This is a genomic window from uncultured Ralstonia sp. (assembly GCA_913056305.1).
Taxonomy (GTDB): Bacteria; Pseudomonadota; Gammaproteobacteria; order Burkholderiales; family Burkholderiaceae; genus Ralstonia.
The window spans coordinates 1-11,514 of the sequence record CAJXMR010000155.1 but is presented as its reverse complement, the minus strand read 5'-3'; the positions used below and the strand labels follow the sequence as shown (position 1 = coordinate 11,514).

Annotated in this window: 11 protein-coding genes; 2 read left to right on the top strand and 9 right to left on the bottom strand. The window is 66.3% G+C overall.

From position 1 onward, the window contains the following. The 7 genes from QZ609_RS19445 to apbC form a co-directional block, all read right to left on the bottom strand. The coding region (locus QZ609_RS19445) for a molybdopterin-dependent oxidoreductase (RefSeq protein ID WP_295498270.1) at nt 1-638 on the bottom strand (638 nt) is incomplete at its 3' end. A 58-nt stretch (nt 639-696) separates the two neighbouring features. Further along, nucleotides 697-948, bottom strand: coding sequence for a ubiquinol-cytochrome c reductase iron-sulfur subunit N-terminal domain-containing protein (locus QZ609_RS19440; protein WP_295498268.1), 252 nt, complete (start codon nt 946-948; stop codon nt 697-699). A 237-nt stretch (nt 949-1,185) separates the two neighbouring features. After that, nucleotides 1,186-1,857 (bottom strand): molecular chaperone, encoded by a 672-nt coding sequence (locus QZ609_RS19435; RefSeq protein WP_295498265.1) that lies wholly within the window; start codon nt 1,855-1,857, stop codon nt 1,186-1,188. 13 nt (nt 1,858-1,870) lie between these two features. Then, nucleotides 1,871-4,039 (bottom strand): 4Fe-4S binding protein, encoded by a 2,169-nt coding sequence (locus QZ609_RS19430; RefSeq protein ID WP_295498262.1) that lies wholly within the window; start codon nt 4,037-4,039, stop codon nt 1,871-1,873. Between the two features lie 82 nt (nt 4,040-4,121). Next, nucleotides 4,122-4,685, bottom strand: a complete 564-nt coding sequence (locus tag QZ609_RS19425) for a DUF3306 domain-containing protein (protein ID WP_295498259.1) — start codon at nt 4,683-4,685, stop codon at nt 4,122-4,124. An 11-nt stretch (nt 4,686-4,696) separates the two neighbouring features. Next, nucleotides 4,697-5,227: a DUF3305 domain-containing protein gene (locus tag QZ609_RS19420; protein ID WP_295498256.1), complete on the bottom strand. Its 531-nt coding sequence runs from the start codon at nt 5,225-5,227 to the stop codon at nt 4,697-4,699. A 10-nt stretch (nt 5,228-5,237) separates the two neighbouring features. After that, on the bottom strand, nt 5,238-6,326 hold the full coding sequence (gene apbC / locus QZ609_RS19415) for an iron-sulfur cluster carrier protein ApbC (RefSeq protein ID WP_295498273.1): 1,089 nt from the start codon (nt 6,324-6,326) through the stop codon (nt 5,238-5,240). Between the two features lie 204 nt (nt 6,327-6,530). Here apbC and QZ609_RS19410 point away from each other — a divergent pair, with 204 nt between their 5' ends. After that, nucleotides 6,531-7,160, top strand: a complete 630-nt coding sequence (locus QZ609_RS19410) for an OmpA family protein (protein ID WP_295498253.1) — start codon at nt 6,531-6,533, stop codon at nt 7,158-7,160. Between the two features lie 293 nt (nt 7,161-7,453). Beyond that, nucleotides 7,454-9,526 carry a methionine--tRNA ligase gene (metG, locus tag QZ609_RS19405; RefSeq protein ID WP_295498250.1) on the top strand — a complete coding sequence of 691 codons (2,073 nt, stop codon included), beginning with the start codon at nt 7,454-7,456 and terminating at the stop codon, nt 9,524-9,526. Between the two features lie 121 nt (nt 9,527-9,647). Here metG and bamE read toward each other — a convergent pair whose 3' ends face one another. Further along, nucleotides 9,648-10,190: an outer membrane protein assembly factor BamE gene (gene bamE, locus QZ609_RS19400; protein WP_295498247.1), complete on the bottom strand. Its 543-nt coding sequence runs from the start codon at nt 10,188-10,190 to the stop codon at nt 9,648-9,650. A 92-nt stretch (nt 10,191-10,282) separates the two neighbouring features. Beyond that, nucleotides 10,283-11,514 (bottom strand): translocation/assembly module TamB domain-containing protein (locus QZ609_RS19395; protein ID WP_295498244.1); only part of this gene is annotated, 1,232 nt, incomplete at its 5' end.

The following is an 11,514-nucleotide window of genomic DNA, read 5'->3' as shown; positions in this document are numbered from 1 at the left end:
ATGCGCGCCTGGTGGTCGCAGTTGTTGGTGCCGAAGAACGACACCCACTTGCGCAGCAGGTACGACTGCTCGTTGCTGTGCTTGGACGAGCCAACGAAGAAGAACGAATCCGGCCCGGTCTCCTGGCGGATCGTCTGCATCTTGGCGACGATCTCGTTCAACGCCTGCTCCCAGCTGATGCGCTGGTAGCGGCCGTCGACGAGCTTCATCGGCGTCTTCAGGCGGTATTCGCCGTGGCCGTGCTCGCGCAGCGCGGCACCCTTGGCGCAGTGCGCGCCCAGGTTGATGGGGGAATCGAACACCGGCTCCTGGCGCACCCATACGCCGTTCTGCACCACCGCATCCACCGAGCAGCCGACCGAGCAGTGCGAGCACACCGTGCGGCGCACGACGATGTCGCCCTTGCCCTCAGCGGCCTGCGCCTCGCCCACCACCGATTTTTTCACCAGCGAGAGCTGCGTGGCCGCCAACCCGGCGCCCACGCCAATGCCGGAGCGCTTGAGGAAGGTGCGGCGGTCCATGGTCGGCAACGCACCGGCCAGGCTACGTGCCAGGCTGCCGGAGAGCGACGCGGCGCCCGGGCGGCGTGCCGGGGCGATCTTGGTGTCCTGTACCGGCGGTTTGCGGGTCAGAAGCATGGGGGTCACCTGAGGATGTGGGGTGCGTGGGAGCCGAGGCGCGGACGAGATCGTCGCGTCAGATCCACGTCGTCTTGTAGTACTTGCGGATGTGCTCGGTCAGGCGGTAACCGGTGGCCTTGTCGTCTGCGGGCTCGCTGGTTGCCGGCGCGCTATCGGCTTCCTGCTGCAGCAGATGCCCTGCTGTTCCGGCAGCGCCGGCTGCTGCTGCCGCCACGGCGGCCCCCATCAGGAAGCGGCGGCGCGTGGGCGCGGCGTCAAGCGACTCGGGCGAAGTGGGGGCGTGAGGGATCGTGCTCGGGCGTGGCATGTGGATGCTCCCCGGTTCAGCAGAACCGATGACCGAATGTAATAGGAATTTTCCGACACATTTTAGAAGTAACGGCACGAGAAAACCATGCCTGATACCCCTGACAAACCCCGTTTTCTGACGTTTTACGGATGATTTTTTTCTATCAGCACAAGACAAACCACCCCGCCACAATGCCGGCGGAGCCTCGCTCTTGCCGACGTGCTTATTTCTTAGGCAAGCAAATCGCAGCCTCTGTCACGCCAATTCAAGCGCGAGCCGTTCCACTTCAAAGAAGGCCTTGGCCAGGCCGGCCACATCCACATAAAACGCGGCGCGCGGATGCTGCAACACAGCATCGCAAGCGGTATCGACCCACGACGCCAGATGGCGCTGGAAGAAGGCGCGCTGCTCTTCCACGTGCGCGATGGCAGCGTCGTCCCCGGCGATCAGGTAGCGCATGACCTCGCACAGCGTGGCGAGGTGGTCTTCGGTCTCGGTGATGCCCTCGGCGCGCTCCAGGCCGTAGCGGCGCAGATCGTCGCGCAAGACCACCAGCGGCTTCTCGTTCAGGAAGCCGGCCTGGTAGTACGAGCCGTAGAGGAACACCTCGGGCTTGCCGATGCCGATGAAGAGTTCGGTGTATTCGTCGTCGGCCTGGGCAGCGGTGGTCTGCCCGGCGCGGGCGACCAGACGGCGCCAGGCCTGCGTGAGCGCGCTGCTGGCGGCGGCTTCGGCGTCGGCTGGATTGGCATCGCCCTCGCCTGCCGGGTCCAGCGGCGCGCTGGCGATGCGCAGCAGCAGATCGGCCTCCGGCGCACGGAAAAACAACGTCGCCAACAGGCCGTACAGATCAGCGCGGGCAAGATCCTCGGCGTTGTCGGTGGGGGTGGCAGCAAGCTGGAATTGCAGGGGCTGGGCGTCGGTCATGGGATGCGTTCGGTTAGCGGGTCATGCCGGGCTGTTCACCGCGCTCGAGCATGTCGATCACACGGCAATCGGGACACATCTTGAGGCGCTCGGCCGCCGCGCCGGAAAACGCCGGATGCGCACCCAGCTTGGCCAGCATGGTCGTGATCATCTGCGCGGTGCCGAACGGCTTGCCGCAGCGGATGCAGTGGAACGGCTGGGTCTCGTTGAGCGTGACCGGCTGGCGTGCCTCGGCGGCCAGGTTCAGGCGCGGCACGAGGGCGATGGCATCTTCGGGACACGTCGTTTCGCACAGGCCGCACTGGACGCAGTTGCGCTCGATCATGGCCAGCACGGGGCGCTCAGCCTGGTCGCGCAACGCTTGCGATGGGCAGGCGCCCACGCAGGCCATGCACAGCGTGCAGCGCTCGCGGTCCACCGTGATGGCGCCGAACGGCGCGCCGGCCGGCAGCGGGATCACGGCCTCGGTGGCCTTGGCATGGCGCGCCAGATGGTCGAGCGCGAAGTCGAGCGTCTCACGCTTGGCGGCGGCCACGGCAAAGGTGGCGGCCGGCATGTCGCGGCGGAAACCGCGCTGCGGGCCGGACACCTCCGCTGCATTCAGGCGCGTGTCGAGCGCCGCCACATCGGCCACGTCGATCAGGACCACGCCCGGCGCATCGGCCGCTTCGTCCCCCGCGCCCAGCCCCTGCAGCACGGCCTGCGCCACGCCAACCTGCTCGGCGAGCATCGCGCGATACTGCGGCGCATCGTCCTCGGTGAGCAGGATGGCAATGCGCGCGGCGCCGTACGCCAGCGCAGACAGCCACAGGTCCAGCCCGGTCGACGCTGCGTGGAACAGCTCCACTGGCAGCACGTTCACCGGCACGCCCTGGGCCTTGCCGATACGCGCCGCGCGGCCCAGTTGCTCGATCAGCTTGCGGCCCCGCTCACCGTTGTGCAGCAGCACCACCGCATCGCGCCCGCCCGCCGACGCGTAGGTCGACAACAGCGTCTTCAGCTTGCGCCCCTGGTACGGCGCGCTCGGATAGGCGTAGGTGATGGCGCCGGTCGGGCATGCCGTCGTACACGCGCCGCAGCCCACGCACAGGTTGGGCGTGACGTGCACGCTGCCGCGCCCGTCCTTCCAGTGCGACGCGATGGCGGATGCCGAACACACCTGCACGCACGCGTCACAGCCCACCTGGCCGTTGCGCCCGTGTGCGCAGATCGATTCCTTGTACTGGAAGAACTTGGGCTTCTCGAACTCGCCCACCCGCTGCAGCAGGGCCAGCGATGCCGTCAATTGGCGGCCAGCATCCGCACCGGCGTGGAAGTAGCCCTGCGGCGGTTGGTGTTGGGCGAAGGCCGCCGCGTCGTTCAGGTCGAAGATCAGGTCGAACTGGCCGGACAGCGTCTGCGGTGCATCCACGCGACCGAAGTCGATCGCCATGGCTTCGCCGCAGGCCTTCACACAGTCGCGGTGGTCGCGGCAGGCGTCCATGTCGATCTGGTAAAGCGTGTCGATGGCGTCTTCCGGGCACACGTCGATGCAGGCGTTGCAATGCGTGCAGCGGTCCAGGTCGATCGGGTTGCGGTTGCGCCACTGCACCTCGAAGGCGCCGAGCCAGCCGCTGATCTTTTCCAGCTCACCCGCGTGAACGGGCCAGCGGCGCTCCATCGGCGGCGACAGCGGACCGGCGGCGCGATCCCGGCCGGTCGCGAGCACCGTCACGCTCAGCTGATCGGCCAGGCGCTCGGCCCATGGCATCACGCGCTCAGCCGGGCCGACGATCAGCAGGTTGCCCTCGGAGCGGTACTCGACCACCGGCACCGGGTCCGGCTCGGGCAGTCCCGCAACAGCCAGCAGCGCCGCTGTCTTGGCATGGAAGCCACGCGCATCGCGGCGTGCACCTGCGGACCACCCGCCGGTCTCGCGCACGTTGACGAAATGGATCGGCGCGGTCACACCGTCGCGCTGCGCGGCCACTTCGGCAAACAGCGCCTTTTCCTGCGTGCAGGCGACGATCACGTCTTCGGTGCCGTCCAATGCCTGCGCGAAGGCACCGATCTCTCGGCGGCACAGCAGGTGGTGTGTCTGGCCGGGCGCGTCGATGGGCGCGCCGGACGAACGTAGCGCGTCGCTCACCGCATCGGCGTCGAGCGGCATGGTGTGATTGCAACTGCAAACCAGCGTGGGCATGGCTGTTGGCGTGTGCGCCCGCGTCTGTCGCGCGGGCGGTGGGGACATGGCCGCACGGTCTGCGCCGCGCGGTCCTCTTTTTTTATTCTACGGACGGCGGCTTAGCGTCGCCATGCGGGGTTATCTGGTCTGGGTCCGCTGGCGCGGCCGGCTCAATGGGCTCAGCCGGTGCCTCGCCCGTGACCACCGGGGGCGCATCGGGCGCGGGTTCGATTCCCGCCGGCTCCACCACATCCTCGTCCAGCGGTTCGAACAGACGCAACTCCGCCGCCTGGCGCAGCTCGCGCAGCATCTCGGGCGGAATCGGGTCGGGCTGCGAGTAATCGTCGATGTACGTGTCGAGCCCGTCCATCACGTTGAAGTGCGGATCGGCGAAGAGCTTCTTGAGTGCCGCGCGCTTGACGGCCTCGTCCACGCCGCGCGCAACGAATGGCGCGAAATCGTCGGCGGGCGTCAGCTTGGCGGCATCTTCCAGCGTGGGTGGTGGCGGCGCCTCGGGCGCGGGTTCGATCGGCTGCGGGTCGGATGCAGCTACTGGCGCAGGCACCACCTCGGCAGGCGCGGGGGGCGCTTCCGGCTCAGGTGCGCCACGCCGTTCAGCCGACTTGCGGCGCGACCAGCGCGACAGGAAGGATTCGTCGCTCACGGCACCCTCGCTCAATACTTCGCGCGCTCTTCCGGCGACAGAAACGACTCGGGCCGGCGCCGCTTCTTCGGCTCGGGCCGGTAGTTCTCGGCCACGTACGCCTGCAGCCACTCGAGCGCGGCGGCATCGAGCGGCACGTTCTCGACCGTCTCGCCGCCGTCGAGCCAGCGGCCGGCCTCGTTGTAGCTGACCGAGACGGTGTGCGGGATCGCGCGGCCTTCGTCAGCGGTACCGGACTCACCCAGGCGCCACAGCACGAACCAGCACGGCGCGGCCGAGGTCACGTTCAGGTAGTAGCCCTCAGCCTCATCGTGGAACAGCGTGACGGTGAAGCCGGGGGTGAGCCAGCGCTCCTCGCTGTCGGTGCAGTCCAGGCAGCGCGGCGCGGTACCGTACTCGCCCAGGTCCGGCACCACCGCCTCCAGCCGCCACTGGAAGGGCTGCCAGCGGTTGGCCGTGGGGCGGCGGCACAGCACCACTGCCACGCGCACCGAGGGGCGCTCGGTCAGGCGTTCGGTCGGCAGCGGCTCGGCGGCATCCATGGCGCTCGACTCAGGTGTTCTGCACGACGATCGACGGGAACTTGCTCGTCATGTCGCGCGCCTTCTCGGCAACGGTGATGGCGACGCGGCGCGCGATCGTCTTGTAGACGGTGGCGATGGCGCCATCCGGATCGGCCACCACGGTCGGGCGACCGGAGTCGGCCTGCTCGCGGATGGAGAGGTTCAGCGGCAGGCTGCCCAGGAACGGCACGCCGTACTGCGCGCAGATCTTCTCGCCGCCACCAGCGCCGAAGATATGCTCGGTATGGCCGCAATTCGGGCAGCAGTACACCGCCATGTTCTCGACCACGCCGATGATGGGAATGCCCACCTTCTCGAACATCTTCAGCCCCTTCTTGGCGTCGAGCAGCGCGATGTCCTGCGGCGTGGTGACGATCACCGCGCCCGTCACGGGCACCTTCTGCGACAGCGTGAGCTGGATGTCGCCCGTGCCCGGCGGCATGTCGACGATGAGGTAATCGAGGTCGCGCCAGTTGGTCTGCTTGAGCAGTTGCTCCAGCGCGGACGTGACCATCGGGCCGCGCCAGACCATCGGGTTGTCCTGCTCGATCAGGAAGCCGATCGAGTTGGCCTGCAGGCCGTGGCCTTCCATCGGCTCCATGGTCTTGCCGTCGGCGGACTCCGGCTGGCCCTGGATGCCCAGCATCATCGGCTGGCTCGGACCGTAGATGTCGGCGTCGAGAATGCCGACCGTGGCGCCCTCGGCAGCCAGTGCCAGCGCCAGGTTCACGGCGGTGGTCGACTTGCCCACGCCGCCCTTGCCCGACGCCACGGCGATGATGTTCTTCACATTCGGCAGCAGATGTACACCGCGCTGCACCGCATGCGCGACGATCTTCATCGACACCTGCACGCTCACATTCTCGACACCTTGCACCTGGCGCAGCGCGCCGATCACCAGCTTGCGGATCGTATCGAACTGGCTCTTGGCTGGGTAGCCGAGCTCCACGTCGAGCGACACCTCGCCGCCATCAACGTGGATGTTGCGCACCGACTTGGACGACACCAGGTCGCGCTCGGTATTGGGATCCACCACGCCGCGCAGGGCTTCGGTGATCTGTTCGACGGTTACGCTCAACATTTGCTCCAGAAATCTAATGCGAATGGGGGACGGGCCAACGGTTGCGCCGCGTGAACTTTGCTGCGCGCTGGCAACTCTATATGTTGATTTGCTATTGTATTTTGCCGGTGTGGTTCCCGTCCCGTTTCCCACAATACCCCTTTGCCGCGCCGGCCATCGGCAAACAACAACAATCGATCCCGTGAATTTGAAGGAGAAGTCATGAAAGCCAAGCTTATTTCCGTGTCGCTGATCGCCCTGCTGGCGGCCGGCTGCGCCACCGAGCAGCAGAACCAGACCCTGACGGGTACGGGCGTCGGCGCTGCCGTGGGTGCCGGCATCGGCGCGCTGGTCGGCAACAGCAAGGGTGCTGCCATCGGCGGTGCGCTGGGCGCGGCAACCGGCGCGGCCGTCGGCTACAACTGGGGCGCCATCAAGTCCAAGCTGGCAGGCGACACCGCTGGCACGGGCACGCAGATTTCCGAGCAGCCCGACGGCTCGCTCAAGCTGAACATCCCGAGCCAGGTCTCGTTCGATACCGACAGCGCCGTGATCAAGCCGTCGTTCCGGGCCCCGCTGGACAGTGTGGCGGAAACCCTCACATCGCATCCGGAACTGGCCGCCAACGTGGTCGGCCACACGGACAGCACCGGCAACGCGAACTACAACATGACCCTGTCGCAGAAGCGCGCGCAGAGCGTGGCCGCCTACCTGACCGACCGTGGCGTGGCACGCGGCCGCCTCACGTCGGAAGGCCGTGGCCAGAACCAACCCGTGGCCGACAACGCCACCGAGGCCGGCCGAGCACAAAATCGCCGCGTCGAAATTTATTTGAAACCAATTCAAGGGTGACCAGTCATAGAGAACAGGTGCCGCTTGCCACACGTCGCTGGCTCGCGATGCGTGGCTGACCTCCCGGGCGGCGCCTGATTTCTCCTCCTTTTCCGTTGTGGAAAGCTGCGCCGGCTCTGACCGGCGCTTTTTTTTGGATCACACGATCCTGCGACGTCCTGCCGCGGGACACACGCCCTCCATTCCCCACATTCACCTGTGACCGGTCCATAGCCGCCGGGCGCGCTAAAATACGCGTTTCCCCGCGCGCCGCCCCTTTTCTGCGGCCCGCCCGCACCTTTCTGGCCTGCCCCATGTCCGAACGTCGCATCCTCGTCACTTCCGCCCTGCCCTATGCCAACGGGCCGATCCACATCGGTCACCTGGTCGAGTACATCCAGACTGACATCTGGGTGCGCTTCCAGCGCATGCGCGGGCACGAAACGTACTACGTGGGTGCCGACGACACACACGGCACGCCCGTCATGCTGCGCGCCGAGAAGGAAGGCCTCACGCCGCGCCAGCTGATCGAGCGCGTCTGGACCGAGCACAAGCGCGATTTCGACAACTTCCTGGTCTCGTTCGACAACTACTACAGCACCGACTCCGACGAGAACAAGGACCTCTGCCAGAACGTCTACCTCAAGCTCAAGGACGCCGGCCTGATCGACGTGCGCGAGGTCGAGCAGTTCTTCGACCCGGTCAAGGAGATGTTCCTGCCGGACCGCTTCATCAAGGGCGAGTGCCCGAAGTGCGGCGCGAAAGACCAATACGGCGATTCGTGCGAGGTGTGCGGCGCCACCTACCAGCCGACCGACCTGAAGAACCCGTACTCCGTGGTGTCGGGCGCGACGCCGGTGCGCAAGACGTCCGAGCACTACTTCTTCAAGCTCTCCGACCCGCGCTGCGAGACCTTCCTGCGTGAATGGGTGGCCGATCTGGCACAGCCCGAGGCCACCAACAAGATGCGCGAATGGCTCGGCGAGGAAGGCGAATCGTCGCTGTCGGACTGGGACATCTCGCGGGATGCGCCCTACTTCGGCTTCGAGATCCCGGGCGCGCCGGGCAAGTACTTCTATGTGTGGCTGGACGCGCCGGTCGGCTACTACGCCAGTTTCAAGAACCTGTGCGGCAAGCTGGGGCTGGACTTCGACGCCTGGGTGTCCGAGCACTCGACCACCGAGCAGTACCATTTCATCGGCAAGGACATCCTGTATTTCCACACGCTGTTCTGGCCGGCCATGCTCAAGTTCTCGGGCCACCGCACGCCGACCAACGTGTTCGCGCACGGCTTCCTGACCGTGGACGGCGCCAAGATGAGCAAGTCGCGCGGCACCTTCATCACCGCGCAGAGCTACATCGACACCGGCCTGAACCCCGAGTGGCTGCGCTACTACTTCGCCGCCAAGCTCAACGCGACGATGGAAGACCTGGACCTGAACCTGGACGACTTCATCGCCCGCGTGAACAGCGATCTGGTCGGCAAGTTCGTCAACATCGCCAGCCGCTCGGCGGGCTTCCTGGCCAAGCGCTTCGACGGCCGCGTGAGCGACGCCGCGCTGGGCCACCCGCTGATGGTGCAACTGCGCGAAGCCGCCCCGCAAATTGCCGACCTGTACGAGAAGCGCGAATACAGCAAGGCCCTGCGCGCCGTGATGGAGCAGGCCGATGCCGTCAATGCCTTCGTCGACACCGAAAAGCCGTGGGACCTGGCCAAGGACGAAGCGAACCGCGACAAGCTGCATGCAGCGTGCTCGGTGGCACTGGAGGCATTCCGCCTGCTGGCCGTGTACCTGAAGCCGATCCTGCCGACCACGGTCGAGCGCATCGAGGCGTTCCTCAATGTCGAGCCGCTGACCTGGCGCGCGATCGACACGCAACTGTCGTCGACCGAGCCGATCCAGCCGTATTCGCACCTGATGACGCGGGTGGACAAGAAGCAGGTGGATGCGCTGGTCGAGGCCAACCGCCAGTCGCTGCAGGCGACCGCGGATGTCGCACCGGTGGCTGCTGCCAACGGTGCCGCGACGATCGAGCCGATGGCCGAGACCATCACCATCGACGACTTTGCCAAGGTTGATCTGCGCGTGGCCAAGATCGTGGCGTGCCAGCGTGTGGAAGGGTCGAACAAGCTGCTGCAGCTCACGCTGGATGTGGGTGAGGGCACGACGCGGAATGTGTTCTCTGGCATCCAATCGGCGTATGCGCCGGAGGACCTGGTGGGCAAGCTGACCGTGATGGTGGCCAACCTCGCGCCGCGGAAGATGAAGTTTGGGATGTCGGAGGGGATGGTGTTGGCGGCTTCTGCTGCGGATGAGAAGGCGCAACCTGGGCTGTACATCCTCGAGCCGCATTCTGGCGCCGTGCCCGGCATGCGCGTGCGTTGATTTGATTGGTTGGTTGGGGATTGGGCCTTGGTGGTCCGCTCCCCTTTCGGCCCCGGCAGGGGATGAAAGGAAGGTGGACCAACAACAACAAAACCCAGGCAGAAGCCCAACCACCAAAAACCTAACCGCCGTTCAACCGATTGTCACTACGGGAAGTGGTCGTCACCCGCCCATCCACCCCAAAGTGCACATTGAAGAACGCCCGCTCAGTGGGGCTCTCCATCCACCGATACCCCCACACCTCTTCCTGCTTCAACCGAAACACCTCCACCTTGGTCGGCTTGCCGAGGATCCGCCGAATGTCGTCCCGCGTCTGCCCCGGCCGCACACGGGCAAAGTTTTCGGCCGTCAGCAACTGCTCAATGCCACGCACATGCCCATCCGGCGCGATCGTCACCAGCCAAGTCGACGTGCCCTCCGGCCCACGCGGATATTCCAGTTGCCGCGTGCCGTCCTCGTTCTCCCAGATCATGTCGGGCTGGCCTGCCGTGGCGCGCACGTCATCCTCGGTCGACTGACCGGCAACGATCCCCTTGAACAGCAGGTTATCGGGCTTGGCCGATTGCCACACGCGCTTGGCCGCATCGCCCGCGCGGTCGACGGCCTGATCGACCTTCTGCTGATCGCAGCCGAACAACCCCAGCAACGAGGCCAGAATGCCCATGGTGACTCCCAGTTGACGATGCCGCATATGACCCTCTACGTGGAAACGCTCAAGACGAAGCGAAGCCATTCTGGCGGTTGATTCGTGCCAAATTAAAAACGTTTGTTAAACAGCACCGATGCGCCGTTGATCGTACCGCCACGCGCCACCACCGACCAGCGCCGCGAGAACTGCCACGTGAGCTTGACGATGGAATCCGCGCTCGACAGGCTCTGCTCGTAGCCGACCACGATGCGCTCCGAGATCGCCTTGCCGATGCTGACCACCTGCGGGTCGGTCAGCCCCGACGTGCTGGGGCCGATGGAGAATTCATCCAGCCCGAAGCGCCGCGCCACGTTCTTGCCCGCCACATTGCCCAACAGGCCCAGCGCCGCGCCGGACATCGCCTGCTGCTGCGCAAGCCCCGCGCTGGATGCGCCATAGCCGAACATCAGCCAGGAGAGTTTGTCCTCATCCGGCACGTTGGGTTCGGAGACCAGCTTCACGCGCGGCTGGCGCACGGTGCCCGTCACCTGCACGCCGGCCTCCACCTCCTGGTTGCGGCGCATGGCCGTGATGTTGAACGACGGGTTGTTGATCGGCCCGGTGAAGTTCAGCACGCCCTGTTCGATGGCCAGCTTGCGGCCGAAGGCCTCGTAGGTGCTGCCTTGGCGCACGTAGATCGTGCCGGTGCCGCGCAGCGGGACCAGCGGCTCGCTTTGCACATGCATCTGCCCGCCGAGCGAGAGATCCGCACCGGCGCCCTTGAAGCGGAAGTTGTCGCCAAAGTCGACGTCGATGTTTACCGCCGGGCTGAAGCGCCCGGCCGGTTTCTCTTCGCGCTTCACGCCACGCTCGGCCTGGTTGCGGGCGGCATCGGCGCGGCGCACGATGACCACGTCGTCGCCCAGGCTGGGGGCGCCATCCTTGGGCAGGTCGAACAGGCCGCGGTCGATGCGGAACTTGCCGGTGATCGCCACGCGGTCACTCTCGTTGGCGATGCGCGCCTGGCCTGAGAGCACCAGCGTGCGGTCCGGATCGGCAAACAGCTGCAGCTTGTCGGCGACGAGGGTGCCGGCCAGGTTCGGGTTGGCCTCGCCGAGCTGCACGCGGCCCTGCGCGCGCACGGTGCCCTCGCCGCCGTAGAACACCACTTCCTGCAGATCGACCACGTTCTGGTCCAGCGCCACGCGCACGGTCCCCTTGGTCAGGCGGATGCCCTGGTCGTACAGCGCCACGTCGATGTCCTGGCCGGTCATGAAGCCGCTCACCTTGGGCGCGCTCACCGTACCGGCAAGCGTGAGGCTGGCGGCCAGCTTGCCTTCCAGCGCCACGTCGGGCCCGA

What these genes read in the sequence shown, in the direction of transcription:
- QZ609_RS19440 (WP_295498268.1), bottom strand. Translation starts at nt 948, where the DNA reads ATGCCACGCCCGAGCACGATCCCTCACGCCCCCACTTCGCCCGAGTCG.
- bamE (WP_295498247.1), bottom strand. Translation starts at nt 10,190, where the DNA reads ATGGGCATTCTGGCCTCGTTGCTGGGGTTGTTCGGCTGCGATCAGCAG.
- metG (WP_295498250.1), top strand. Translation starts at nt 7,454, where the DNA reads ATGTCCGAACGTCGCATCCTCGTCACTTCCGCCCTGCCCTATGCCAAC.
- QZ609_RS19420 (WP_295498256.1), bottom strand. Translation starts at nt 5,227, where the DNA reads ATGGATGCCGCCGAGCCGCTGCCGACCGAACGCCTGACCGAGCGCCCC.
- QZ609_RS19435 (WP_295498265.1), bottom strand. Translation starts at nt 1,857, where the DNA reads ATGACCGACGCCCAGCCCCTGCAATTCCAGCTTGCTGCCACCCCCACC.
- QZ609_RS19410 (WP_295498253.1), top strand. Translation starts at nt 6,531, where the DNA reads ATGAAAGCCAAGCTTATTTCCGTGTCGCTGATCGCCCTGCTGGCGGCC.
- QZ609_RS19430 (WP_295498262.1), bottom strand. Translation starts at nt 4,039, where the DNA reads ATGCCCACGCTGGTTTGCAGTTGCAATCACACCATGCCGCTCGACGCC.